This window comes from uncultured Helcococcus sp., from assembly GCF_946998255.1.
Classification (GTDB): Bacteria; Bacillota; Clostridia; order Tissierellales; family Peptoniphilaceae; genus Helcococcus.
Map to the genome: position 1 here is coordinate 32,937 of NZ_CAMPYN010000001.1, position 26,352 is coordinate 59,288.

Here is a 26,352-nt window from a genome sequence, read left to right on the forward strand (position 1 = left end):
TAAAAAGGAGAATATTATGGATAAATTAACTAAATTTGTAGAAGAAAAAATAGCACCACCTCTTATTAAGTTTTCACAAATGAGATATGTTGCAGTTATGCAAAGAATGGGTCTAGGTATAATGAGTTTACTTGTTATAGGCTCTATATTCTTAATATTTGCATCATTTCCATATCAACCTTACCTAGACTTTTTAGGTGATTTTAGATGGACAATTGCACAAGCAGCGGGTATTGCTACTCAATTTATAGGATTATACACAGTAATTACTATTTCATATGGTTTAACTGAATGGTATAACAAAAATAAAGGCTTTAAGATGGACTTATTACAACCAACAATATTAGCCGCAGCTTCATTCTTACTATTAAACCCTGTGAAAACAGTTGATAGTATAGTAGAAGGTGTGGCAGACCCTGTTAAATTCTCTGGTGTACCAACCACATATCTTGGAGCACTAGGTGTATTCACAGCTATTATAGTTGGTATTGTAACTGTAGAAATATATAGATTCTTTATTCAGAAGAAAATTGTAATTAAATTACCTGAAAATGTACCTCCAATGGTATCACAAGCTTTTGTTTCTTTAATTCCATCATTTGTAGTTGTTCTATTCTGGTGGTTAATTAGACACGTTGCCGGATTAAATATTCCTGAAATTATTCAATCAATTTTCCAACCTTTAGTAAGAGTTGGTGATACCGGTATAGCTGTTGTACTTGCATCTTTCTTAAATAGAGTTTTATGGTCAGTTGGTATTCACGGTGGAAATATCGTTTCATCTGTAGGTGGAACTATTTGGCAACAAATGGTTGCTGCAAACCAAGAAGCATTTAAGTTAACAGGTAGCTTACAGAATTTACCATATACATTTACATCAATATATATGGATAACTATATTTGGACAGGTTTATTACCATTAGCATTAATAATGTCATTCTCAAAATCACCAAGATTAAAATCCTTAGGTATATTGGCTATACCAGCTGCATTATTCAACATTGGTGAACCTCTAATATTTGGTCTTCCAATTATGATGAACCCACTATTAATGATACCTTTTGTATTATCTTATGTAATACTAGCTATAGTATCAGTAGTATTGACTTCACTAGGAGTATTACCAGTTCCTGTTTTAACAGTACCTTGGATAATGCCAGCACCAATAAAAACATTCTTAGCCACAAACGCCTCTATATGGCCAGCTATTTACGTTCTATTAGGATGGGTTGCTATGGGTCTTGTATTCTATCCATTTGTTAAAATTATTGAAAAACAAGACTTAGAAAAAGATTTAGATGTAGGTAAAGAAGCAAAAAAAGCTAATGCATAATTAAGGAGAATTCATGTTTGGAGCATCTATTTATTTATCTCAAGACAAAAAAGATATTTTTGATTATTTAGACAAAATGTCAAGAGTTGGAGCTAAAACTATATTCACTTCTATGCATATTTTAGAAGACGATAAAGACGATTCTATTAATAAAATAAAAGAAGTATCAAATAAAATTAATGAAAACAACTTAGAATTGATGGTTGATATTTCAACTAATACTCTAAAAAAATATGAAATGACATTAGATGAAATGGTAGACTTTCTAAAAAATCTTAAAGTTAAAAGTTTAAGAATTGATTATGGTTTTACCTTTGAAGAAATAAAGAATATAAGCCGAGATTTCAATATAGTATTAAATGCAAGTACTATAGATGATAGCTACTGTGAAAATTTAACTAAGGCCGGATTGGACTTATCAAATATAACTGTATGCCATAATTTCTATCCTAGACCTGAAACAGGCTTATCAGAAAAGTTTCTTTTAGAAAAAAATAAATACCTAAAGTCTAAGGGTTTCAAAATCCAAGCCTTTATACCAGGTGATGACATTTTAAGGGGTCCTCTTAAAGAAGGACTCCCTACCCTAGAAAGACATAGGTTTATTGATCCATTAGTTGCTTATATTGAATTAAAGGAAGATTTTCATGTTGATGAAGTCTTAGTTGGTGATATAAGTATGAAGGAAGAATCATTAAGAAGAATACTAAAATTTGAAAACGAAAATTTAATTGAACTCAATGTTAAATTCTTTTATGACTTAGATTCAGATTTAAAAAATGTTATTATGGGTGAACATAAAAATAGAAAAGATTACTCAGAATATATCTTGAGAAGTACTATGACAAGAGTAAATATAAAAAAAGAAATAGAACCATACAATAATATTGAGAGAAAAAAAGGTTATATTACTTTGGATAATAAAAAATATCTACGATATAACGGAGAACTTCAAATAGCTTTAAGAGATCTTAAAGCAGATGAAAGAGTTAATGTAATTGGAGAAGTTTTATCTGATGATATTAACCTTTTGAAATATATTATTGATGATGTTAAGTTCAAATTTATTGAAATGAAAAAAGCGGTATAACAAGTATGGATATTAATAATTTAAGAAAAAAAGTTGGCAAGCTATTTATTTTTGGATTTAAGGGCAAAGAAGTTGATGACCATGTTAAAAAGCTGATTTACGAATATAATGTTGGTTCATTAATACTTTTTTCTCATAATTTAGGTACCAAAAAAGAGATAAAAAAACTAACAGACGATATTCAAAAAGAAGCTAAATTAGCTGGATATGATAGACCTATATTAATATGTATCGATCAAGAAAATGGATTAGTTAATAGATTAAATGATATTAACTTTTATCTACCCGGTGCTATGTCTATAGGGGCTACATCTTCTGAAGAAATTTCAGAAGATGTAGGTAATCTAACAGCAAAATATTTAAGAAAACTTGGTATAAATTGGAATTTAGCTCCAGTATTAGATATAAATACTAATCCTAACAATCCAGGAATTGGTATAAGGTCATTTAGTGATGATCCCAATTTAGCAAAAAAACTAGCTTATGCATTCATCAAAGGACACAATAAAAATAATGTCTTGACTACAATTAAACATTTCCCAGGGCTTGGAAACACTTCAGTAGATCCACATTTTGGATTACCAGTTGTAAATAAAAACTTGGAAGAATTAGAAGAAAAAGAACTAATCCCATTTAAATATGCTATTGAAAATGGAGTGGATTCAGTGATGACATCTCATGTTCTTTTCCCTAATATAAAGAAGGATGATTATCCTGTAACAATGTCAAAGACATTCCTAACTGATATTCTAAGAGATAAAATGGGTTTTAATGGCGTTGTGGTTACAGACTGCCTTGAAATGGATGCTATTTCAAAAGAATATGGCGTAGGAAATGGTGCTATTAATTCATTTAAGGCAGGAGCTGATTTAATAATAGTATCTCATACACCGGAAGAACAGTATAATGCAGCAGATGCCCTAGTCAAAGCTATAGAAGATAAGGAAATTGAATTAGAAGATTTAGATGAAAGCATCTCTAGAATTAATAAACTATATGAAAAAATAGAAAAATTCTATGATGCTAATGATGAAGAAATTAATTTTTCAAAGGTAGAAAAATACTTTATTAATTCAGTTACTTTATTAAAAAATGAATCATTTGTTGATAAAAATCAAAAAGTTATAGCTTTAGTACCAAACAACGAAAGAAGACAAGTAGGAGAAAAATCAGACGAGAAAAAACAAAGATATCTTGCTGATAGTGTAAAAGATAATATTAAAAATGTAGAATTTATTTACTACGATAAAACTAACTTAAAAGAAAAACTTGAGCTTATATATGATATAAAAGATTCAAATCAAATTATATTTGGACTTTTATCTAATGAATTAGATGAAAATATCGAAAACTCAATTAATGATATAGCTTCTAGCAAAGAATTTTATACAATTGCTATGAGAGATCCTTATCCAAATAAAGTAGTTTATGATATTTCGAAGTCTTATATAAACACTTATCAAGCAAGTCCAATTCCAATAGACATTGCTGTTAAAAGTTTAGTTGGTAAAATATCCCCAAAAGGAAAACTACCAGTTAAGTTAAGTTTTAAATAATTATTTTGATTAAATAAGGAGATTGCTAAATCAGTCCACTACCTTATATAAAATTATTCAACATTCTATAAAAAAACTGCTAAATATTTTAGCAGTTTTTTTCATATTAATTTTCATCTTGATTTATACTATCAATAAAATCATCTAGCACTTGATTTACATCAACATTATTTTTAGCATTTTTATATTCAGCTGAAGTATTTTCTTTTACCTTGTCATCTAGCTTATCCTTAGCTGCCCTAGTTTTTTCTTTAGCTTCATTTGCCTTTTCTCTTCCTTTTGCCATATATTCATTAAAACTTTTATTATTAGACTTCATTTTTTTCATGAAAAAGATTATAAAGAAAATTAAGGCCATTAAAAGAATAGCTAATATAATGAAGGATGACATCTTAAAGACTTCAATATGCAATTGAGCATTTATCCAATTATTATTTGTCGTAAATATATGTTCAACTTGTCTTGTCTCGGACGCAAGTATAGGATATTTATATGAATATTCTATAGTATTAAAATTTATGTTAATCAAGCTAGAATCTTCTGAATAATTTATAAGGTCTTTAAAAAATCCTAAACTTTGCTTGTCTACATTTGGATTTCTCGTAAATAATTTGCTATTTGTCTCTGAAAATTCGTCTCCAGAATATTCTATTGTCAAATTTGTCTGGTTATTTTTATATTTAATTCCTAAGTCATCTAAGTAGGACACTAGAAATTCATTAACAAGCTCTTTGTTGTAGTTATCTGCTTTATTAATAGTTAGGCTTCTAGAAATAGAATCTTTATTTACTCTTGTAATAATTTCTAGTTTAGCAAATATAATAGGAAATTCTTCTTCTAATTCTACATTTTCTAAACTATTAGTTGAAAGCTATTTTTCTTCAATATTAGAATAGTCAATATCTTTTATATGCTTTTCAACACTCAATGGATCTGCATAATATATAAATCCATAATTTGATTTGGAATTATTATCACCAGCTATATTCTGATTAATTTTGATAACTTTAGCTAATTTACTTTTATCTAACTTGCTATCAAAAGATAAGGAAACCTTAGTATTAAAAAGCTTTTCCAAAATTTTTATTATGTCTGTTAGATCTTTATTTTCTATATCAAAAATTTCAATAGTACTTTCTTCTTTATTTATAGGTTTAATATTAGTAACTAAATTCTTATCAAATAATCTATCTTTCCAATTATTTGCTAACTTTTCAAGATTTTTATTATCAAAAGCTAACCTTATTCTCATATTATAATTGTCAGATATATTACTTTTAGATATAGAGATCAAATGTTGATAAGGTCCAGTATAAGAAATATTATTGTAGGACGCTTTTGTATAGGCATCTTTGATAATTAATTCATCGTTAATACTTACATTCTTTTCTACATTTTTCCAAATATTAGATACATCAGATTCTTTAATAAGTTTTTCATCTACTAATTTTTGTTCCAAAAATCTTAGCATTATTTTAATATCAGATGAATCTTCAAACTCCATACCTCTAGCAAATACTGATTCAGAATCAGCATATAAAAACTTTATATTATCTTCGTAGTTTTCACCGCTTTTTTCATATAATTTTTTTACTATATCCTTATATTCACTAATATCATTAAAGGAAAAAGTTAAATCAAAATTTAGAAAATTGTCTTCTTCATTTTTTATTTCATAGCTTAGAGGTTGTTCAATATAGTCATTTAAGAATTTCTTTACAGCTGTACTGCTTCCATTAATTCTATCTAAGCTTTCTTTATCTAAGCTAATATTTATTACACGTTTACCTTTAAAATTTTCATTTATTTCTAAGTTATCTTTAGCTTGTATACCACATGCAGTTAGCAAAAAACAGGACAATATTACAAGTAATAATTTAAATTTATTTTTTTTATTATTTTTCATTAGCTTACCTAATATTAAAATCCATTAAAGAAATTAAAATTATTTATACTATTAACTCGGCTTGTAACTATAGCTCTAGATATACTTCCCATTATTAAGATAAATAATATAAGCATGATAGTTATAGCTGTAGGATAAATCCAAAATAGAGATTTTTCAGATTTTCCAAGATGAACCATTAAACCCATGTATAATGAAATTAAATAAACTATAAATTGCATTATATAAAAAACAGGAATTAATTGTGGAATAATAAATCCTATTATTAAGCTCGCCAGAGCTAAGGCAGTCACAGGTATCAATGCAATAGATACTAATGATAAAGAGTCCTTAAAGCTATTTTCAGAGGTTTTTATCAATTTAGCTATTAACATAATTGTTGTTGTTAGTAAAAGATAATATATGATATGCATAGAAAATATTGGTAAAATCATTCTAAATGATAATCCAGAACGATTAATCATATTAAGTCCATCCATTACTGATACAATACTATTAAATGATAAGAAAAATATTATCATTGAAATTAATAGATGACTAGCTAATAGACTTAAACTAGTTTGCATATCTAATTTTTTAGAAAAAGCACTTAAAGGTTGTTTAGTAAACCATTTTTTTGATGTTTCTAATATATCTGCAAATATATTTGTAAATTCTTTCTTATTAAAGGTATTATTATTTTCATATGATTCACTCTTGCCTGTGAGCTCTAATTCAAGCTGTTTTCTTTCTTCTTGATTATTGTTTTCTTCAAAATTATTATTACTTTCATTATTATTTAATTTATCGTCCATATTCCCTCCTGTACCCATAATATTGATTTGCTTGCCATTTATAAAATTATTAAATGACTTATAACTTACAAATTTATAATATCATAAATAACTATACAAAACTATTAATTTTGTTTACTGACTTATAGGTTAATGAAAAACTTTGACCTTAAAAAGATTAATAAAAGCATATGCAAAGGATAAAAAAAGTAAAAGAAACTTTTTAAGTTTTTACCCTTTTTACCATTATAAAATAATAAAGATACTCCTGCTAAAACTACAAAAATTACATTTGTAATATTGTAAGAATACATATAGCATCCCCATAAAGCAATAATTCCACTTTGTATATATTGGTTATTTCTAGAGGCAAAAAGCAACATTATTAATAAAAGAACTGAAAAGCCATAATTTCCAACTTTATCAATAAAATAGCTTATTACTAATATGGATATAATAGCTAAAGAAGCTTCTATAGTATAAGTCTTATTCAGATTTATAAGTTTATCCAATAAACATATGACTATAAGTGATATACCTAATTCATAAAAAATATTTAAATCGGCTGGATTAAATATGTAATTCCCCTTATAGAATATGTTTAATGGAGAAATTAACCAGGCCAAGCATATAATAAATAGGTCTTTAGTAAACTTTTTATTGGCTATAAAAATATAGTAGCTAACAATAATTAGAATAATATATATTAAGTTTTCATACTGATACTTAAAAAAACTTATGGACTCATAAGCATATAAATTTTGATTAAATAGTAAGGAAAAAGGTACTTGAGATATAATGGCTCCTAGGTGTAACCTGGAAATATATTTATTGACATCTCTAGTTTTCCCATATGAAATTACTAGGAAGTATGCAAATATTGGTAAGGCCATCCTACCCAGTGATCTCATAAAAGATAAACTTTCATATGATATTAAATTACTATTACTTAATTGAAGGCTAGCTGCTAAATGGTCTACAAACATTAATATAGTAGCTATCATTTTAAATGCAAAAGTTGACATGTTCCTCCTATACAAAAATAGTTGGGTTTCCCCAACTATTTAACTATAATTTATTATTTGTGTTTTTTCATTGATCCTACTGTTCTTGGATATGGTATAACGTCCCTTATATTTTTCATACCAGTCATATACATAACCATTCTTTCAAAACCTAGTCCATAACCACCGTGAGCTACTCCACCAAATCTTCTTAGGTTTGTATACCATTGATAATCTTCTTTGTTAATTCCTTTTTCTTCCATCAACATTTCTAAAGTTTCAGAATCATTTTCTCTTTCAGAACCACCAATTAATTCCCCTACTCCAGGAACTAATAAATCCATTGCTGCAACGGTCTTTTTATCGTCATTGAGCTTCATGTAGAATGATTTTATATCTTTAGGATAATCAGTAACAAAAACTGGTCCATTGAATACTTCTTCTGATAAGTATCTTTCATGCTCAGTTTGTAAGTCAACTCCCCATTCCACTGGATATTCAAATTTCTTATCAGATTTTTCTAAAATATCAATAGCTTCAGTATAAGTAATTCTCTTAAAATCTGATTTAACTATGTTGGTTAATTTATCAATAATACCTTTTTCTACAAATTGGTTAAATAAGTTCATTTCCTCAGGTAGAGTTTCTAGAACATGATTAATAATATACTTAACCATGTCTTCAGCCAAGTCCATAACTTGTGGTAATTCTGCAAAAGCTATTTCTGGCTCAATCATCCAAAACTCAGCAGCATGTCTAGGTGTATTTGAATTTTCTGCTCTAAAGGTTGGTCCAAAGGTATATACCTTTGAATAAGTCATAGCAAAACTTTCAACTTCAAGCTGACCGGATACTGTTAAATTAGATTCTGAACCAAAGAAATCTTTAGTTAAATCAACTTTACCTTGTTCATCTTTTGGTAAATCATTTAAATCTAGGTTGGTTACCCTAAACATTTCACCTGCACCTTCCGCATCTGATGCAGTGATGATAGGAGTATGGATGTATACAAAACCTCTTTCATTGAAAAACTTGTGAATAGCAAAGGCTAACTCACTTCTTACCCTAAACACAGCATTAAAAGCATTTGTTCTGGATCTCAAAGAAGGCATAGTTCTTAAATATTCGAATGTTTGTCTCTTGTTTTGTAGAGGATAGTCACTAGATGATTCATTCAAAATATTCACTTCTTTAGCCTGTACTTCAAAGTCTTGTTTAGCATTTTCAGGCTCTACTAATATCCCCTTTACTTTTATAGCTGAATATAGGCCTAAGTGAAATATTTCATTAAAATTATCTAAACTAGAATCAACAACAACTTGCACATTATTAAAGAATGTACCATCATTTATTTCCAAAAATCCAATATTTTTAGATTGTCTAGATTTTTTTATCCATCCATGGATTTCAATTTCTTGACCTACAAAATTTTTGTAGCTTTTAAATAAGTCTTTAATTTCCATCTCTTCTCCTTTTCTTTATTTCTTTAAGTCTAGAATTTAATTCTTTTTCTAAACCTGTATCTCTTTCATTATACAAAATTAAATCTTTAATGTCATAAGGTAAATAAGTTTGGGCAACATATGAATTTTCATAGTTGTGAGGATATTTATATCCTCTACCATGATCTAATTTTTCAGCATCTTTATAATGACTATCTCTTAAATGATTTGGTATGTCAAAGTCTTTATTATCTTTCACAAATGACATAGCCTTGTTTATAGCCATGTAAGCTGAGTTAGATTTTGGAGCTAGGGCCATATATAAAACTGCATTAGCAAGTATAATCCTAGCCTCAGGCATACCAACTACATTAATTGATTGGAAAGCTGAGTTAGCTATATTCATAGCATTTGGATCTGCCAGACCAATATCTTCAGAAGCAAAAATAATTATTCGTCTAGCAATAAATTTTATATCTTCCCCAGCAACCAACATCTTTGCTAAATAGTATATTGAAGCATCTGGATCTGACCCTCTCATTGATTTTATAAAAGCCGATATTGTATCATAATGCTGGTCTCCAGATTTATCATATACTGCAGCTTTTTTAATAATACTATTTTTAATATCTTCTAAATTAATATTTATATTTTCATTATCATTACTTGATAAAACAGCAATTTCTAAACTATTTAATAAATTCCTTCCATCACCATTACTTGTTCTTATTAAGTAATTTACCGCCTCGTCACTTATACTTACATTTAATTTACCAAAGCCATTTTCTTTATCCTTTAGAGCCCTATCTATCAATATCCTTAAATCATCATCAGTAAAACTATTTAAAGTTAAGACTTGAGACCTAGAAATTAAAGCCTTGTTTACTTCAAAATAAGGATTTTCTGTAGTCGCACCTATTAATATTATTAATCCACTTTCAACATGTGGTAATAATGTATCCTGTTGAGCTTTATTGAACCTATGTATCTCATCTATAAATAATAAGGTCCTTATTGAATACATAGATAGGTTTTCTTCAGCTTTTTTTACTACATCTTTGATATCTTTAACACCGGAAGAAGTTGCAGATAATTCAACAAAGTTCATCTTACTTGCCTTTGCTATAATATAAGCTAAGGTAGTTTTTCCTGTACCAGGAGGACCATAAAAAATCATAGATGATAATCTATCAGCCTTTATCATCCTATACAAAGGTTTATCTTTCCCAATTAAATGTTCTTGGCCCACATAGTCTTCCAAGGTATTTGGTCTAAGTCTAGCTGCTAGAGGCTTAAAGTGATTTAATTGTTTTTCTTTATTCATTGAGAAAAAATCCAAGTTATCCATATTAATCCTTTATAAAAAATAAATGCCTTCAAGAAGGCATTTATCTAATCTTTTAAGTTTTCAACTTCGTCTGCAAATGATTGTACATCCTCAAATTCACGATATACAGATGCAAACCTTATATAAGCAACTTTATCTATGCCTTTTAATTTATCCATAACAAGCTCACCTATGTAAGCGGATGTTACTTCCTTTTGGTTTAAGTGATTAATTTCTTTTTCAATTTCATCAACAGCATTTTCTAAAGTTTCTAATTTTACTGGTCTCTTTTCAGCTGCTCTTATCAAACTATTTAAGACTTTACTACGTTGAAAAGCTTCTCTAGTATCATCTTTTTTTATAACTACTAATGTTTGCCCTTCAACTCTTTCATAAGTTGTAAAGCGCTTACCACAAGATAAGCAAGACCTTCTTCGTCTAATTGATTCATTGTTATCAGTTGGTCTAGTGTCTATGACTTTTGAGTCATGAAAATTACAATAAGGACACTTCATTTTAATAATCCTATCTTAAAAAATCAGGTATTACAAACTCTTGATTATCATCTGATTTTGGAGAATTGTTTTGTACTTGTTTGTTGGAATTTGATGAAGATACAATACGTCTATTGTCAAAACCTGTACCAATAACTGTAACTTTAATTTCATCCTTTAGACTTTCATCTGTACCAGCACCAAATATAATATTTGCATCTTGGTCAATTTGGTTTCTAATTAATTCTGATGCTTCATTTACTTCAAATAGACCTAAATCATTACCTGTAATATTAATTAATACAGCTTTTGCTCCATCTATAGATGTTTCTAATAGAGGTGATTTGATTGCAGCTTTTGCAGCTTCAACAGCTCTATTTTCACCTGATGCATAACCTATACCCATGTGTGCTACACCTTGGTCTTTCATAACTGATTCAACGTCTGCAAAGTCAAGGTTAATCATGTTTGGTACAGCTATTAAATCTGATATACCCTTAACCCCGTCTAAGATTACTTTATCAGCCATCTTGAAGGCATCAATCATTGTTGTTCTTTTTTCTGATATTTGTAATAATCTATCGTTAGGAACAACTATTAAGGTATCTACATTATTTTTTAGACTTTCTATACCATTTTCAGCTTGTTTTTGTCTTGTACGACCTTCAAACATGAATGGTTTTGTAACAACTGCTACTGTAAGTATACCTAATTCTTTTGCTACTTGAGCTATAATAGGTGCAGCACCTGTACCAGTACCTCCGCCCATACCTGCAGTTACAAATACCATGTCTGCGCCTTCAAGCATGTTTGAAATTTCTGTTTTACTTTCTTCAGCAGCTTTTTCACCAACTTCTGGGTTACCACCAGAACCTAGACCTCTTGTAATTTTTGTTCCAATTTGTAAAACTTCATCTGTATTTATAGCATCTAATATTTGTTTGTCAGTATTAACAGCTATAAACTCAACTCCAGTCAAACCTTCTTCCTTCATTCTGCTGATAGCGTTGTTTCCACCACCACCAACACCAATTACTTTGATTTTTGCAAGACCCATGTTGTCTACTTCCATATCAAAATTGCTCATATATTCCTCCGCTTATAAATTTAAATATATTCTTAACTATTTTGTAACACTTTAATATATTATATCAAAGACTATTAAAATTTAAAACTTTTATGTGTTTTTTATTAATGGCGAGCATTAGAGGAATCGAACCCCTAACTTAACATTCGGACTGTCCTGTTTTACCATTAAACTAAATGCTCTATATCCTTTTTCTGGACTTATCTCTTTGTTTGTTCTCATTATTATATCTTGAAACATTCAATACCACTCCAAACATGAAGCAAAAGGCAACCAATGAGGTCCCCCCATTAGATACCATAGGTAGGTTTATACCTGTATTAGGTATTAGTGATAGAGATACACCTATATTTATGAATGATTGTAAGGCATAAACCATAGAAATTCCAAATACTAATAATTTCGCAAACAAATCTTTACTTTGAATAGCAGTTTTAATTATTAAATAAGTTATTGTACATACTAAAATAAGAAATAAAACTGAACCTAAAAATCCGAATTCTTCACCTATTACAGAAAAAATCATATCATTACTTACTTCGTCTGATAGGTACCCATATTTATAAATTGATTTACCATAACCTTGACCTATAATCCCGCCTCGACTTACTGCAAATAATCCATTTAATACTTGCCAAGTTTGGTTTTGGTAGTCAGCTTCGGGATTTAGAAAACCAGTTATCCTTGCAATTTGGTAATCTTTTAATCCAAATATTATTAAAATCAATAGAAGAACTCCTCCACTAATTAAAATCGGCATAAATTTGGAATTAAAACCACCAATTAAATATACTAAAGAAAGGCTCACAAAAACAACTATTGAAGTAGATAAATCCGTTTGCATAGCTATAAGTAAGAAAGGAAAGATAATTATAAGTACCGGATAGAAAAATCCTTCCATAAACTTATACATGGTTTTTCTATTATCTATTAAATATTTAGCTAAAAATACTACTGAAGTAAACTTAGCTATATCAGAAGGCATAAAAGTTATACCTAAGTTCACACTTCTTCTCGCACCTTTTTCAAAATTCCCTATCCCAGGTATATATACCATGATTAAAAGTATAATACCTATAATATATAAAATCTTTGCATGATCTTTATAAAACTTATAGGATAATTTTGAGCTTATGATCATTACAACTATACCAACAGTTAAAAACATTGCTTGTCTTAAAACAAAATGATAAGTTGAGGTATCATATTTGATTGTTAAATATGATGAAGCACTAAACAAAACTAATAGTCCAACAAAAGACAAAGCAAGAATAGATAAAAATAAATATATATTAAATTGATTGTTTTTTTCAGGATAATTGAAATACTTATCTAAATATCTATTGATAATCCCTCTTTTGTTTTTTCTCTTATTCATAACTTTTAACTAGATTTCTAAAATCATCCCCTCTAATTTCATAGTTTTTATACATGTCCCATGAGGCACAAGCTGGTGATAGTAAAACTACATCTCCACTAACTGCTGTTTTATAAGCTAGCTTAACTGCTTCTGCCATATCATTTACAATATTTATATTTTTCAAACCATAGTTTATAGCTGTTTCTTCTATTTTTTTCGCTGTTTGCCCAATTAAAATTAAATTCTTGATTTTTTTTGGATCCAAAAATAAATCATCAAATTTTACGCCTTTATCATATCCCCCTGCAATAAGGATTATATTATCATCAAAAGAATCCAAAGCAACCTTGCTAGAATCCACATTTGTCCCTTTAGAATCATTATAATACTTTACGCCTTTTATTTCGGAAATAAATTCCAGCCTATGTTTTATTGGCTTGAATGAATTTAGCGCCTCCCTAATCATTTCATTAGCTATACCACATTCTTGAGCGACTAGTATCGACGCTAAAACATTTGCTATATTATGCTTACCGACAAGTTGCATATTATCCTTATCATATGTGAAATCACCACTTATAAGTTCATTTTCAGATAAATAAGCATCTGTTTTAGTATTAATTGAAAAATACTGTATTCTATTAGCAGTTAGCTTATTTAAATAATCATCATCTTTATTAACAATTAGTAAATCAGTATCTTTAATATTTTTTATTAGATTTAGCTTACTCTTATAATACTCTTCGAAACTTCCATGCCAATCTAAATGATCAGGGCTAATATTTGTAATTACTGAAATTTTAGACCTAAAATCTCTTGTACTAGCCAATTGAAAACTTGAAAGTTCCAAAACATATAAGGTGTCTTCATCAGATTTTTCCATTTCAGCTAATAAGCCAACACCTATATTTCCTACCAGTTTTACTTTTTTACCCGCAGCTTTTAAAATATGTCCAATAAGTGAAGTAACTGTTGTTTTGCCGTTAGTACCAGTAATAGAAATAAATCTATCACCACCATATATTCTATATGTTAATTCTATTTCTGATATTACTTCAACATTATTTGAAATAGCTAACTGTATAAATTGATTATTTAGGTTTATGCCAGGAGATTTTATGAGCAAACTTATTTCTTCCCAATTTACATCTACATCTTCATGAATTATGCCGAAGTTATAATCTGAAATTGAGAATACATCATTTTTTAATTCTTCATAAGGACGATCATCATAAATTAAAACATTTGCTCCTAAGTTTGATAGAGCTTTTACTACAGATTTCCCGGTTATCCCTAAACCGAAAACAATAATATTTTTATTTTTCACTTGCATATTTACCTACGCTATCTAATAATCAAAATTGTGAATAGTGTTAAAATCACACTTGCAGTTGTAAAAGCTGCTACAATTTTAGTTTCTTTATAACCTTTTAATTCAAAGTGATGGTGTATTGGAGCCATCAAAAATACTCTTTTCTTATATTTTTTATAGTATATAGTCTGTACAAGTACTGATACAGCTTCTAAGAAATATATTCCACCTATAAAAATTAAATATATTGGTTTATTTATTGAAATTAACATAGATACTATAGCACCACCAATAGCCATGGAACCAGTGTCCCCCATAAATATTGATGCTGGATTGGAGTTGAAAACTAAAAATCCAATTAAAGCTCCAGCAAATATTATCGCACTAGTTGCAACTTCCACTTTAGTATCCTTCGCCAAATAAGCAATCCCTAAAAAGACAGGTATTGATACAGATGATAAGAGGCCATCTAAACCGTCAGTTAAATTTGTAGCATTGGTTGTTCCAACTACTATAAACATCAATATTGGTATTATAAATATACTTACATTGATATCTACATTAAATAAAGGAATGTTTACTTTTGACATATCTATATCAAGTAAGAAATATTGTAAAATTAATAATACAAAAGCAACTCCAAATTGTAATATAAGTTTTTGTTTTTCTGTTAAACCTAAGTTGTTGCCCTTTGCAATCTTAGCATAATCATCAATAAATCCTATCAAACCATAGGCTAAAGTATATAAGACAATGAATAAGACATGTACATTGAATCTTATAAACAAAATACAAGATAGTATAAAGACTAAAGTAAATGCAACACCTCCCATAGTAGGTGTTCCTGATTTTTTATAATGTTCCTTATTTCCTTCTTCTCTTATTGGTTGCCCATATTTTTTCTTTTTTAAGAATGGAATTAATGCAGCTGTAGCTAACATAGTTAAAACTATAGCTAAAATAAATATTAAAGTATTGCTCATTTTTTCTCCTTTGATGTAATTATAAGCTTGGAATCTTTTTTAAGAACTTCTCCAGACTCTATAGATTGACTTTCTATAAACTTACCATTATTTTTAACTTCATATGGTATATTGTTATTTTCCAACAAACTTAAAGCTTCATCTATATCCATATCAATTAAATTTGGAATTCTTATATTACCATCTGTTTTTAACTCTATTGTAGACCCAGCTTCAATCATATTACCTTTTGCAGGATATTGGTCATTTACAATATGGTATTTTCCATAATTAGACTCTATAAATGTATCTAATCCTATTTCATCTAATTTTGTTTTAGCTTCCTCGACTGTTTGTCCATTAAAGTCTGGTATTCTTACTAATTGAGCCTTTTCATCAGGATTTTTTTCGTTCTTCTTTAAACTCAAAATATCTTCCATTATTCCTTTGGCCATACTTATAGTTTCAGTACTAGAATTATTTACTAAAGGCTCATCTATAATAACTAATAAACTTAACTCAGGTTTATCAGCAGGATAAGTAACATATAAAGAAGCTATATTATCTGGATATTGATTATTTGAATCAAAAATAGAATCAGATTTATATTTTACAGTTGTTCCTGTTTTAGCACCAAATTCATAGCCACCAGTATTCAACTTAAATTCAGTTGCTGTATAGTTCATGTATTCATTAATTTCTTTAGAAGTACTTTCTGATATTGTTCTATTTTTATACTCTTCACCAATTTCATATAATACTTTTCCATCTTTATCTAATACAGCTTGACCGATATGAGGTTTATAATATTTTCCACCATTTACAACCGAATTCAATGCTGCAACTAATTGAACTGGGTTTACATTTAAATAGTGTCCATATGATAAGGTTCCAAAATCTACATCGTTTATATTAGCATCCTTAGGATAATTACCTTCAACTTCATTTGGTAAATCAATGCCTGATTTTTGGCCAAATCTAAAACCTTTTGCATATTTTACATAATCTTCTTTACCTATATCTTTAGCTAATTGAACAAATACAGGGTTTGATGAATTTTTAAATGCTTCTCTTAGGTTTTGTGGTCCATGTGGATCCCAATATCTCCATGATCTTATTACAACTCCTGGTGCTAATTGATAATAACCATTATCTTGATATACCTTATTAGCTAAATCAGGATTTGTTTCTAAAGCCAATGCAGCAGTAATAGTTTTATAAGTTGAACCAGGCTCATATTGATTTGAGACAGCCCTATTATTCCACTTGCTTAGTAAATAATCACCTTGGCTTACTTTTATATGTTTTAAAAACATATTATCAATTTCAGAATCTAGTTTTCTTGGCTCATTAGCATCAAAGCTAGGAAGAGATTCTATAGCTAGAATTTCACCATTATTAGGATTAGAAAGTATAGCTGTTGTATACATAGGTTTCAACCTATACACAACCTTTGTTAAATATTCATGTACTATTTTTTGGTATTCAATATTTATACTGGTTCTTAGATCTTTTGATTCCTCTTCTTTAACATCCTTATCTTTGGTGTAAGGTATTTCTGTTCCTCTAAGAGCTTTGAAAAATTCTCTGTAACCTTCCTTACCAGATAATATTTCATCATAATATTTTTCTAAACCGTAGTTAGCTTGACCGTCACTTTCAACAAAACCTAGTGTATTAGATAATATTTCATGATTTGGATAATATCTATCATCTTGGTTTAAAAATAATAAGTATGGAAGATCTAATAGTTGCAATTGATCTTTTTGATATTTAGTTAATGACTTATATATAAAATCTTCTTTATTTTCCTTTATAAAGTTATACAAATATTCTTCGTCAACCTTCAATATTTTTGCAATCTTAGATATTTCTTCTTCTTTATATATAGCTAATGAAGCAGTATTTAGGTATTTGTCTTTTTCTTCTTGACTTAGACTATCAAAATATACTTTATTATTTATAATATCTAGAGCCTTTTTACTTTCTTCTTCGCTAACCACATTTAGCATATATAAGCTTTCTATTCTTTGACTCACAGCTAATGGATTACCATTTCTATCGTATATATTACCCCTTTCAGGTTTTATAGCCCTACCTACTAATGATACATTGTTTCCTTTTTCTTTATAATTATATTTATCAATTATTTGTAAAGAAAATAATCTTCCTATATATGTTATAAGTAAAAAAGCTAAAAACAAAAGAACACGAAATATCTTTTCATTTGTTTTTAGCTTTTTATTTTTTTGTCTATTTCTCATTATTCACCACTACCAAAAATCTTGCCAAGTGTTGACATTAAAGATTTATTATCATTTTCTGCCATCTTTATTTTACTATCTTTTTCTTTTGCTGTATTAATCTTATCCACATTTTCCAGAGCAACATAGCTATTTTCATCTGGATAAGACATCTCTAACCTAGATTTAGCTACTTTCTCTATTCTAGATAAAGAATTTGTTGTCATAGCTATAGTTTCTATATTGTTTAGCTCTGTTTTTAATCCCTCAATTTCTTCTTTCAAAACTAAATTATTAGAAGATAATTTAACCATGTTAGAGTAAGAAGAAGCTAACAATATTACAGCAAAAAACATTCCTAATATATTAATTTTAATTAAGCTACTTTTAAGCTTATAATAATTAATTTTTATATTTTGTTTATTTGCTTTTTTAACTCTACTTCGCCTGTTATTGGAAGATAAAGCTCCTGTAAAATTATTATTTAATTGAATTTGTCTTAAATCTTCCATTTTAACCTCTTCTTATTTTATAAATTAAACTCTCTCTGCTACTCTTAGTTTTGCAGACCTGGACCTATTGTTTTTTTCTAATTCTTCTTTAGATGCAACAATTGGTTTTCTTGTAATTACTTTTATTTTTTCAGTCTTTTCATGTGCTTGTATAGGTATTTCTGGTGGATATTCAAAAGTTTGTGCTAATTCTTTGAAATTAGTTTTAACTATTCTATCTTCCAGAGAATGGAAGGTAATTATTACCAATCTTCCACCAACTTTTAACCTATCAACTGCCGAATGTATGCCTGTTTCTAAAACATCTAACTCTTTGTTTACTTCAATCCTTATAGCTTGGAAGGTTTTTTTAGCTGGATGTTTGCTATTCATTCTGACTTTTTTAGGAATAGCTGCCTTAATAATTTCAACTAGCTCAAAGGTTGTTTCAATTTCTTTTTCTTCTCTTGCCTTTACTATAAATTCAGCTATTCTCATTCCCCATTTTTCTTCACCATAGTTCCAAAGAATATTTTCTAATTCTTCTTGACTATAAGTATTAACGACATCTTTAGCTGTTAACTCTTGGTCACTATCCATTCTCATATCTAATGGGGCATCTTGATGATAGGAAAATCCTCTATTCCCCTCATCTAATTGATGGGAAGAAACTCCTATGTCCATCAATACTCCGTCTACTTTATCAATATTTAATTCATCTAATATTTGCCCTAAATAGGCATAATTACATTTAATGAAATATACCTGATCTTTATATTCTTTAAGCCTTTCAGTGGCCGCCATTAAAGCATTAGCATCTTGGTCTATAGCAACTAAACGACCATCTTTACCCACTCTTTTTAAAATTTCAATTGAATGGCCTGCTCCACCTACGGTGCAATCAACATATATTCCATTTTCTTTAATATTTAACGCCTCAATTGTTTCTGCTAACAATACAGGTTCATGTTGAAATTTCATATCAGCCATCTACTTTCTATATTCCTAAATCCTCAAAATCTTCGAATATGTTGTCATAATCCATATCTTCAGACTTCATATATTCTTCATATTTATCTGTATCCCATATTTCAATTCTTGAAGAAACCCCGATTATGGTAGCTTCTTTTGAAATATCTGCATATTCTCTTAAGTTTTGTGGTATTACAAATCTTCCTTGTTTATCAAATTCCATTTCTCTTGCAGGTGCGTAGAAGATTCTTTCAAATTGTCTTGCCTTTTTAGAAGTCAATCTTAGTTGTTTAGTTTTTTCTTCTAAGCGGTGCCATTCATTTTCATCATAGACAAAAACGCAACCTTCCATTCCCTTGGTCACGTAAAACTTTTCACCAAGCTCTTCCCTAAATTTAGAAGGCATGATTACTCTTCCCTTATTGTCTATTGAATGATTGTATTCACCTATAAACATAATTCCACCACTTTCTTCCACTAACACTCCACTGTGTTACCACTTGCCTATATTCTATACTAATATTTTGAAATTTACAAGCTTAAACTTGAGAATTCTCAATATCTAAACATTATTTTTATAGAATTTTAAAAACAAAAAAAAGTATTTACATTTTTCATGTAAATACTTTCATAATTTTCAGCTTATTTAGTGCTTCACACCATATAAGCAACTATATTTTGTATTATTAATTTTTTGTAATATTTCTATATGTCTTTTTTCTTTTTTGAATTCATATAAACCAACAATGCTATACCTACAAGTATAAATACTATTGATAATAATTGAGCAACTCTTATAGGACCCCAGTAAAGTGAGTCTGTTCGTAAGCCTTCTACGAAAAATCTTATTATTCCATAAAATATTAAGTATAAAGACGTAGTAGTTCCTGCTTTGAGTTTTTTATTCCTATATAAATACCATAAAAACATAAATAATATAAAGTTAGCAAAAGACTCATAAAAGAATGTTGGATGGTATGACTTACCATCGATGATAACAGCCCATGGTAAATTAGTTTCATAACCATAAGCTTCATTATTTATAAAGTTTCCCCATCTTCCTATAGCTTGGGCTAGAGGTAAAAATATAAATATTATATCAGATAATTTTATAAAATCTACTTTCTTTCTTTTAGAGAATATATAACCACTGATTACACCAGCTATTATACCACCTTGTATAGCGAGACCACCGTCTCTAACATTTATCATTTCTAATATAGTGTCATACCTATCAAATTCAAATATTACATACCACAATCTAGCACCAATTATGGCAACGGGAATAACCCATAAAGATAAGTCGTAAATCAAGTCTGGATCTTCACCTTGTTTTTTCAACTCATTTGCTATTAAACTTATTGCCAAAACCATACCTGATACTATAAGTAATCCATACCAATACACATCTATACCAAATAAAGAAAAAGCAATTCTACTTCCATTGTATTCAAACATTTTGTCTCCTTTTTGCTAAATATGATAAGCCCATTAATATAATTATTATTATAGCAAGTTTCGAAATAAAGGAAAAAGCGATTCTACTTGCCATCTTCATAAAGTAATCTTCTGGTAACATTCTTATCATAATATCTGTTTCGGGATTTAATACCCATAAATCATTGTCAAAAAACAATTCGTGAAATTTTATAAAATATTTACTAAAATCACTAGCAATAAAAATAGATAAAATTAACATTGCTACAATAATAACAAGAATATAATTTTTAACTAATTTTGTCTTTTCACTAAATCTAATTAAATCTTTTTCAGTTAATGTCTTAGATTTTTCTTTATATATTATTATAATAAAATTCATTAAAATAAAAAGATAAAATACCAGCATACTTGCTTTGTTTATTTGCTTATTTAAGTTAAACAATTGATGAACATCTTTCATATGCAAAACTTCTCTATTATTAAAATTATCTTTTATTAAGTTCTCATCTCCAGTATCTATATAATCTATCAAAGAATCATAGAGATCAAATATTTGTTTTTCATCTAAATTAACTTGTTTATCTAATTCATTTTTTACAACATAATCTTTATAATAATTCCTATCATTTGAAATTTGATGTATGGCAGATGTTAGGCAATAAAGTATCACTATAATAGCCAAAGCAACATATAGAATGTTCAATTTTTTATTAGTCTTCATCATTCTCCCAGTTATGATACACATCTTGTACATCATCATTGTCTTCTAAAGTTTCAATCAAGCTTTCTAATAATTTTTTCTTGTCAGGATCACTGACGGTATTAGTCATTTTAGGTAAGTACATTATTTGAGAATTTTCTATTTCATAACCTTTACTTTTGATAACTTGCTTAGCTTGATGGAAATCTTCTACGCTAGTAAATATTTCAGAAATACCATCTTCTTCAACTACATCATTAGCATTAGATTCCAAAGCTAATTCCATAAGCTCTTCTTGATTATGATTTTCTCCTTTTAGTTGGATTACACCCAATCTATCAAACATAAAAACAACAGATCCATCTGTACCCAAATTTCCTTCATGTTTATCAAAAGCATGTCTTATCTCTGGAGCAGTTCTATTTCTATTATCAGTCAATCCTTCAACTATAAATGCTATACCTTCAGGTCCATAGCCCTCATATAAAACATGTTCAAAATTAGCAGAGTCTAGGTTTTGACTAGCTGCCTTTATAGCTCTTTCTATGTTTTTATTTGGCATATTTATTGCTTTCGCATCTTCTATAGCTGATTGTAAGGCAGCATTGTATTCTGGATTTTCTCCACCTTCTTTAACCGCTACCGTAATCTGTCTACCTACTTTAGTAAACATTTTTCCTTTCTTTACGTCAGCAACACCTTTTTTATTTTTTATTTTACTCCATTTATTATGTCCAGCCATTATTCTATTATCTCTCCTTTACTCACTTGTAATAATATTACATCTTCAATGTCTATTTCTATGTTTGCACTTGTCATATCTAATAAATCACTCTTAAATTTCTTATATTCATTTACACTAATATACATAGTATTTTCTACTTTTTCTAAATAGTCTCTACTTTTAAGATAAAAATTATTCTCAGATATATAATTGTCTATTTTACCTAAAAAAGTATAGTCGAATACAAGTTTAATTTTATAGAAATTTTTGAGGTCAACTATCTTAGAAGTTTGTAAAACTTCAGAAACAGCTCCGCCATAGGCTCTTATTAGTCCAGAAGCTCCAAGTTTTTTACCACCAAAATATCTTGTTACTACTACTGCTATATCAGTAAGGCCTTCCTTTTTTAAGACCTCTAGCATAGGTATACCTGCTGTACCTTGTGGTTCACCATCATCGTTATATCTTTGAACCATTTGCCTTGGTCCATTTATATAGGCCGTGCAGTTATGGGTAGCCTCCCTATGCATCTTATTTATTTTTTCTATAAAAGCAAGAGATTCCTCTTCACTATTACATCTTTTTAAATTGGCAATAAACCTAGATTTTTTAATTTCAATTTCTTTAATACTATGGCCTAAAATAGTGGTATATTCATCTTTTAATTTTTCTTCCATCTATTCATCCTTAATTATATCTTTGTATAATGGTAAATCTTTTTTATTAATATAAATAAATGTTTCGATTCCATCTTCTTTATATATTTGATTTTCTCTTATTTTGTTAGGAATAAGAGAAATTAAATCATCATAAATATCATAGGGTATTAATACCTTATAGTAGTCATAATCAGCGTATAAAATATTTTTTATTTTTACTATTAAAGCATCTATATCTTCATCTAATAGCGCTGATATATAAATTTCATTATCAAAATTGTTGTAATCCTTAAAATCTTCTACAAGATCAATTTTGTTAAACACATAAAGTATTTTTTTATCTTCTAATTTCATTTCTTTTAATACATCTAAAGTTGCTTGTATTTGATTTTCATACTGTTCATTTGAAGAGTCAATTACTAATACCAATAAATCAGATTCTTTTATTTCTTCTAGAGTTGATTTAAAAGACTCAACTAACCCTGTTGGTAAATCACTAATAAAACCAACAGTGTCACTAATAATTATATCCTTATCATTATCTAATCTAATAGTTCTTGAAGATGTGTCTAAAGTAGCAAAAAGTAAATTGTCAGAATATACATACTTATTGTCTTTAGTGTTTTTTGCTAATAAACTATTTAGTATAGTAGACTTTCCTGAGTTTGAATAACCAATAAGTGATACACTAGGTAATTTGGAATTGAATCTCTTCTTTGTCTTTGTCTCTTTTTTAAGTTTTTCATTTTTTAGTTTATGTTTAATCGATGTGATTTCAGATTGAATAGATCTCCTATCAATTTCAAGTTTTTGTTCACCAGGTCCCCTAGTACCTATACCAGCTCCTTCCCTGGATAGATAATTTCTAAAGCCAACTAATTTGGGTAGCCTATATTCTAACTGGGCTAATTTTACTTGTAATTTACCTTCCTTAGTTTTAGCTCTTCTTGCAAATATATCTAGAATTAATCCAGTCCTATCGACAATCTTCCTATCTATAATATCTTCTAAATTCTTCATTTGACTACCTGATAAATCATGATTAAATATTACAGTATCAATATTATGATTATCACAAAGTAATCTTATTTCTTCAACTTTACCTTTTCCAATATAATATTTAGGATTTATATTACCAGCATTTTGCACTACAGTATATTTAACTTCTGCATTAGAAGCCCTTACTAACTCTTTTAATTCGCTTATCTTGTATTCAATTTCAGATACACTATACTGATTATCTACATTTAATAATACAATTAAAACTTTTTCCTTGATCATCTTCACCTCTAAATATATTATATCAAAAGTCAGTCAAGCTGTATAATCCATAAATCCTAATATTTAATTTGATATTTATCTATGGTATAATAGCATATATTATAATTGAAATATTGTAAATAAGGAGAAAAAATGATTAAAAACTCAAATAACCGAATATGGGTCTTACTTAAGTCAATCCTTCAAATAATCCTATTATTCGTATTAGTTGCAAGTATGGTAGCTGTAGTTGTTAGCGCTATGCTTGGAATTTCAATGGTAAAAGTTGCTGAAAATGCTCCAAAAATTGAACCTAAAAATATAATGTTAACCTTAGATGAAAACTCAAAAATATATGATAAAGATGGTAACATGATAGAATCTATTGCATATGGTTCTGATGGTCAATATAGAGAGCTAATAAAATATGAAGATATACCTCAGCATTTAATAGATGCTTTTATATCAATTGAAGATGAAAGATTTTTACAACATAATGGTATAGATTTAAATAGTATAGCTAGATCTATAGTTCAAAACATAAGTTCTGGTGGTATAGTACAAGGTGGTTCTACCATTACTCAACAATTAGTTAAAAATGTATATTTAACTAATGATGTAAAATGGGAAAGAAAAATAACTGAAATGTATTTGGCTTTAAAAGTTGAATCAGAATTGTCTAAAGAAGAGATTTTAGAAGCTTACATAAATAAAGTCTTTCTTGGACAACATTCCTATGGTGTAGAAGCAGCTGCTGAAACTTATTTTTCAAAATCTGTAAAAGATTTAAATCTAGCTCAACAAGCTACCTTAGCCTCTATAGTTCAAGCTCCTGCTAAATTCGCTTTATTTTTAGCATATCCGCCAGCTTCAGTTCCTGAAGATGCCAATGTAATTGGAGACTATAATGTGTCAGGTCATTCTTATAAAGCAGTTTCCAATGATAAAGTTTTATCTAGAAAAAATTTAACTTTAAATAAGATGCTTGAACTAGGCAAAATAAGCCAAGAAGAATATGATGAAGCAAAAAACTTTGATTTAATAGGTAGTTTACAACCAGCAAGTAAATTAACTAAAGATTACTCTTCTCACATAGCCGGCTTAATTAAAAAACAAGCCATTAAACAAATAATGAAAAGTCAAGACATGACTTATGAAGAAGCAAGTAATCTATTTTATACTGGTGGTTTAAGTATTACTACTACAATTGATTGGGATGTACAAGAAAAACTTGAAGCAACCTACAAGGATTTCGCAAAAATCTTTAGAAATACTTCACGTTCAGGAAGACCAATATTTAGTAGTTTATCCTTCGATTCAAGTGGAGATATCATCTCTAATAATGGTCAAAAAATATATGTAAAGAAATCTAATATACTAACCAATGACAACAAGGTATTTGTTCCTAAACAAGCATATAAACTTTCTGAAAATGGGGATTTAACAATAAATTCTTCAAGAATTCAACTTAGAGGAAGATACATTACCTTTACCCCATTCTTTGGAGTTAGCGACCAAAGAGAACTTGTAAGTTATAGAATTGGTTCCATAGAAATGCCTGAAGACAACGTAGTAAAAAATAATTCAGGTGGATTTACAATTAAAAAAGAATACTTTGACCAATCCGATAATAATTTTTATGAAGAAGGTGAAAACGGAATTACGTTAAATTCTGATTTATATACTGTTGAGACTGTTGGTACAGTTCAACCACAGTCATCAACTGTAATACTAGATTCTAAGACAGCTGAAGTTGTGGCTATGGTGTCAAGAAGGGGTGATAGTCCTGATGACACAATTGATAGAGCAACTAATTACACAAGAAGTCCTGCTTCATCTATAAAGCCTATAGCTGTATATGCACCAGCTTTAGAGGAAGGACGAACCTTAGCTGATCCTGCGGATGATACCCCTCATTCTATACAGGACGGCAGACCTTGGCCAAAAAACTTTTATAACTACTACAAAGGTATCCAAACTACAAGAAAAGCATTGTTAGAATCTCAAAACGCAAGTACTATTAAAATATTTGATGAATTAGGAATGGATAAATTTAAGTCATATATGACTAAATTTGGAATAATTGATCCTGATGATCCAGAAAATGATAATTTTGTTACAAAAGAAGAAAATCCATCTTCAAATGACGAAACCCTATCTGCTGCCTTGGGTGGTTTATCTAAAGGCTTAACTACCATGGATGTAGCCTCAGCCTAT

24 protein-coding genes and 1 tRNA gene are annotated in these 26,352 nt (G+C 28.7%); 4 read left to right on the forward strand and 21 right to left on the reverse strand.

Annotated features, from left to right (window positions below; all coding sequences use genetic code 11):
• Positions 1-16: 16 nt before the first annotated feature.
• The 3 genes from Q0U66_RS00170 to Q0U66_RS00180 are packed head-to-tail and all read left to right on the forward strand — an operon-like array spanning position 17 to position 3,979.
• The gene (locus Q0U66_RS00170) at positions 17-1,333 is read left to right on the forward strand and encodes a PTS transporter subunit EIIC (protein ID WP_297376190.1); all 1,317 of its coding nucleotides are present in this window, start codon (positions 17-19) and stop codon (positions 1,331-1,333) included.
• A gap of 13 nt (positions 1,334-1,346) precedes the next feature.
• Entirely contained in the window at positions 1,347-2,423 is a 1,077-nt protein-coding gene (locus Q0U66_RS00175) for a MupG family TIM beta-alpha barrel fold protein (protein WP_297376193.1), read from the forward strand.
• 5 nt (positions 2,424-2,428) lie between these two features.
• A complete protein-coding gene (locus Q0U66_RS00180; RefSeq protein ID WP_297376196.1) occupies positions 2,429-3,979 on the forward strand; it encodes a glycoside hydrolase family 3 protein in 1,551 nt (516 codons plus the stop codon).
• A 106-nt stretch (positions 3,980-4,085) separates the two neighbouring features.
• Here Q0U66_RS00180 and Q0U66_RS00185 read toward each other — a convergent pair whose 3' ends face one another.
• From Q0U66_RS00185 to hflX, 21 genes are all read right to left on the reverse strand, one after another.
• Positions 4,086-4,688: a hypothetical protein gene (locus Q0U66_RS00185; protein ID WP_297376199.1), complete on the reverse strand. Its 603-nt coding sequence runs from the start codon at positions 4,686-4,688 to the stop codon at positions 4,086-4,088.
• 162 nt (positions 4,689-4,850) lie between these two features.
• The gene (locus Q0U66_RS00190) at positions 4,851-5,885 is read right to left on the reverse strand and encodes a hypothetical protein (protein WP_297376201.1); all 1,035 of its coding nucleotides are present in this window, start codon (positions 5,883-5,885) and stop codon (positions 4,851-4,853) included.
• Positions 5,886-5,899: 14 nt separating this feature from the next.
• Positions 5,900-6,679 (reverse strand): Yip1 family protein, encoded by a 780-nt coding sequence (locus Q0U66_RS00195; RefSeq protein ID WP_297376203.1) that lies wholly within the window; start codon positions 6,677-6,679, stop codon positions 5,900-5,902.
• A gap of 122 nt (positions 6,680-6,801) precedes the next feature.
• Positions 6,802-7,683 carry a TraX family protein gene (locus Q0U66_RS00200; RefSeq protein ID WP_297376205.1) on the reverse strand — a complete coding sequence of 294 codons (882 nt, stop codon included), beginning with the start codon at positions 7,681-7,683 and terminating at the stop codon, positions 6,802-6,804.
• A 53-nt stretch (positions 7,684-7,736) separates the two neighbouring features.
• Positions 7,737-9,125, reverse strand: a complete 1,389-nt coding sequence (gene asnS / locus Q0U66_RS00205) for an asparagine--tRNA ligase (protein WP_297376207.1) — start codon at positions 9,123-9,125, stop codon at positions 7,737-7,739.
• A complete protein-coding gene (locus Q0U66_RS00210) occupies positions 9,115-10,443 on the reverse strand; it encodes a replication-associated recombination protein A (RefSeq protein WP_297376240.1) in 1,329 nt (442 codons plus the stop codon). The genes asnS and Q0U66_RS00210 overlap by 11 nt, the downstream gene beginning before the upstream one ends.
• 53 nt (positions 10,444-10,496) lie before the next feature.
• Positions 10,497-10,946 carry a transcriptional regulator NrdR gene (gene nrdR, locus Q0U66_RS00215; protein WP_297376209.1) on the reverse strand — a complete coding sequence of 150 codons (450 nt, stop codon included), beginning with the start codon at positions 10,944-10,946 and terminating at the stop codon, positions 10,497-10,499.
• 10 nt (positions 10,947-10,956) lie between these two features.
• Positions 10,957-12,012 (reverse strand): cell division protein FtsZ, encoded by a 1,056-nt coding sequence (gene ftsZ / locus Q0U66_RS00220; protein WP_297376212.1) that lies wholly within the window; start codon positions 12,010-12,012, stop codon positions 10,957-10,959.
• Positions 12,013-12,120: 108 nt separating this feature from the next.
• Positions 12,121-12,194 (reverse strand) — tRNA-Arg (locus Q0U66_RS00225).
• The gene (locus Q0U66_RS00230; protein WP_297376214.1) at positions 12,194-13,390 is read right to left on the reverse strand and encodes an FtsW/RodA/SpoVE family cell cycle protein; all 1,197 of its coding nucleotides are present in this window, start codon (positions 13,388-13,390) and stop codon (positions 12,194-12,196) included. The genes Q0U66_RS00225 and Q0U66_RS00230 overlap by 1 nt, the downstream gene beginning before the upstream one ends.
• The gene (gene murD, locus Q0U66_RS00235) at positions 13,383-14,705 is read right to left on the reverse strand and encodes a UDP-N-acetylmuramoyl-L-alanine--D-glutamate ligase (RefSeq protein WP_297376216.1); all 1,323 of its coding nucleotides are present in this window, start codon (positions 14,703-14,705) and stop codon (positions 13,383-13,385) included. The genes Q0U66_RS00230 and murD overlap by 8 nt, the downstream gene beginning before the upstream one ends.
• Before the next feature lie 11 nt (positions 14,706-14,716).
• Entirely contained in the window at positions 14,717-15,667 is a 951-nt protein-coding gene (mraY, locus tag Q0U66_RS00240; RefSeq protein ID WP_297376218.1) for a phospho-N-acetylmuramoyl-pentapeptide-transferase, read from the reverse strand.
• On the reverse strand, positions 15,664-17,910 hold the full coding sequence (locus Q0U66_RS00245; protein WP_297376219.1) for a penicillin-binding transpeptidase domain-containing protein: 2,247 nt from the start codon (positions 17,908-17,910) through the stop codon (positions 15,664-15,666). Before Q0U66_RS00245 ends, mraY begins: the two co-directional genes overlap by 4 nt.
• Positions 17,910-18,401: a septum formation initiator family protein gene (locus tag Q0U66_RS00250; RefSeq protein WP_297376222.1), complete on the reverse strand. Its 492-nt coding sequence runs from the start codon at positions 18,399-18,401 to the stop codon at positions 17,910-17,912. The genes Q0U66_RS00245 and Q0U66_RS00250 overlap by 1 nt, the downstream gene beginning before the upstream one ends.
• Positions 18,402-18,425: 24 nt before the next feature.
• Positions 18,426-19,361, reverse strand: coding sequence for a 16S rRNA (cytosine(1402)-N(4))-methyltransferase RsmH (rsmH, locus tag Q0U66_RS00255; protein ID WP_297376224.1), 936 nt, complete (start codon positions 19,359-19,361; stop codon positions 18,426-18,428).
• Between the two features lie 16 nt (positions 19,362-19,377).
• A complete protein-coding gene (gene mraZ, locus Q0U66_RS00260) occupies positions 19,378-19,809 on the reverse strand; it encodes a division/cell wall cluster transcriptional repressor MraZ (protein ID WP_297376242.1) in 432 nt (143 codons plus the stop codon).
• A gap of 248 nt (positions 19,810-20,057) precedes the next feature.
• Entirely contained in the window at positions 20,058-20,810 is a 753-nt protein-coding gene (gene lgt / locus Q0U66_RS00265; RefSeq protein WP_297376226.1) for a prolipoprotein diacylglyceryl transferase, read from the reverse strand.
• Positions 20,803-21,513, reverse strand: coding sequence for a TIGR01906 family membrane protein (locus Q0U66_RS00270; protein WP_297376228.1), 711 nt, complete (start codon positions 21,511-21,513; stop codon positions 20,803-20,805). Before Q0U66_RS00270 ends, lgt begins: the two co-directional genes overlap by 8 nt.
• On the reverse strand, positions 21,503-22,234 hold the full coding sequence (locus tag Q0U66_RS00275; RefSeq protein WP_297376230.1) for a YebC/PmpR family DNA-binding transcriptional regulator: 732 nt from the start codon (positions 22,232-22,234) through the stop codon (positions 21,503-21,505). The genes Q0U66_RS00270 and Q0U66_RS00275 overlap by 11 nt, the downstream gene beginning before the upstream one ends.
• The gene (locus Q0U66_RS00280) at positions 22,234-22,893 is read right to left on the reverse strand and encodes a YigZ family protein (protein WP_297376232.1); all 660 of its coding nucleotides are present in this window, start codon (positions 22,891-22,893) and stop codon (positions 22,234-22,236) included. The genes Q0U66_RS00275 and Q0U66_RS00280 overlap by 1 nt, the downstream gene beginning before the upstream one ends.
• The gene (gene hflX, locus Q0U66_RS00285; protein ID WP_297376234.1) at positions 22,894-24,156 is read right to left on the reverse strand and encodes a GTPase HflX; all 1,263 of its coding nucleotides are present in this window, start codon (positions 24,154-24,156) and stop codon (positions 22,894-22,896) included.
• A gap of 132 nt (positions 24,157-24,288) precedes the next feature.
• Between hflX and Q0U66_RS00290 the strand changes: the two genes are divergently transcribed.
• Positions 24,289-26,352: transglycosylase domain-containing protein (locus tag Q0U66_RS00290; protein WP_297376236.1), on the forward strand; the 2,064-nt coding region annotated here is incomplete at its 3' end.

What these genes read in the sequence shown, in the direction of transcription:
- Q0U66_RS00170 (WP_297376190.1), top strand. Translation starts at nt 17, where the DNA reads ATGGATAAATTAACTAAATTTGTAGAAGAAAAAATAGCACCACCTCTT.
- Q0U66_RS00175 (WP_297376193.1), top strand. Translation starts at nt 1,347, where the DNA reads ATGTTTGGAGCATCTATTTATTTATCTCAAGACAAAAAAGATATTTTT.
- Q0U66_RS00180 (WP_297376196.1), top strand. Translation starts at nt 2,429, where the DNA reads ATGGATATTAATAATTTAAGAAAAAAAGTTGGCAAGCTATTTATTTTT.
- Q0U66_RS00190 (WP_297376201.1), bottom strand. Translation starts at nt 5,885, where the DNA reads ATGAAAAATAATAAAAAAAATAAATTTAAATTATTACTTGTAATATTG.
- Q0U66_RS00195 (WP_297376203.1), bottom strand. Translation starts at nt 6,679, where the DNA reads ATGGACGATAAATTAAATAATAATGAAAGTAATAATAATTTTGAAGAA.
- Q0U66_RS00200 (WP_297376205.1), bottom strand. Translation starts at nt 7,683, where the DNA reads ATGTCAACTTTTGCATTTAAAATGATAGCTACTATATTAATGTTTGTA.
- asnS (WP_297376207.1), bottom strand. Translation starts at nt 9,125, where the DNA reads ATGGAAATTAAAGACTTATTTAAAAGCTACAAAAATTTTGTAGGTCAA.
- nrdR (WP_297376209.1), bottom strand. Translation starts at nt 10,946, where the DNA reads ATGAAGTGTCCTTATTGTAATTTTCATGACTCAAAAGTCATAGACACT.
- ftsZ (WP_297376212.1), bottom strand. Translation starts at nt 12,012, where the DNA reads ATGAGCAATTTTGATATGGAAGTAGACAACATGGGTCTTGCAAAAATC.
- Q0U66_RS00230 (WP_297376214.1), bottom strand. Translation starts at nt 13,390, where the DNA reads ATGAATAAGAGAAAAAACAAAAGAGGGATTATCAATAGATATTTAGAT.
- murD (WP_297376216.1), bottom strand. Translation starts at nt 14,705, where the DNA reads ATGCAAGTGAAAAATAAAAATATTATTGTTTTCGGTTTAGGGATAACC.
- mraY (WP_297376218.1), bottom strand. Translation starts at nt 15,667, where the DNA reads ATGAGCAATACTTTAATATTTATTTTAGCTATAGTTTTAACTATGTTA.
- Q0U66_RS00245 (WP_297376219.1), bottom strand. Translation starts at nt 17,910, where the DNA reads ATGAGAAATAGACAAAAAAATAAAAAGCTAAAAACAAATGAAAAGATA.
- Q0U66_RS00250 (WP_297376222.1), bottom strand. Translation starts at nt 18,401, where the DNA reads ATGGAAGATTTAAGACAAATTCAATTAAATAATAATTTTACAGGAGCT.
- rsmH (WP_297376224.1), bottom strand. Translation starts at nt 19,361, where the DNA reads ATGAAATTTCAACATGAACCTGTATTGTTAGCAGAAACAATTGAGGCG.
- mraZ (WP_297376242.1), bottom strand. Translation starts at nt 19,809, where the DNA reads ATGTTTATAGGTGAATACAATCATTCAATAGACAATAAGGGAAGAGTA.
- lgt (WP_297376226.1), bottom strand. Translation starts at nt 20,810, where the DNA reads ATGTTTGAATACAATGGAAGTAGAATTGCTTTTTCTTTATTTGGTATA.
- Q0U66_RS00270 (WP_297376228.1), bottom strand. Translation starts at nt 21,513, where the DNA reads ATGAAGACTAATAAAAAATTGAACATTCTATATGTTGCTTTGGCTATT.
- Q0U66_RS00275 (WP_297376230.1), bottom strand. Translation starts at nt 22,234, where the DNA reads ATGGCTGGACATAATAAATGGAGTAAAATAAAAAATAAAAAAGGTGTT.
- Q0U66_RS00280 (WP_297376232.1), bottom strand. Translation starts at nt 22,893, where the DNA reads ATGGAAGAAAAATTAAAAGATGAATATACCACTATTTTAGGCCATAGT.
- hflX (WP_297376234.1), bottom strand. Translation starts at nt 24,156, where the DNA reads ATGATCAAGGAAAAAGTTTTAATTGTATTATTAAATGTAGATAATCAG.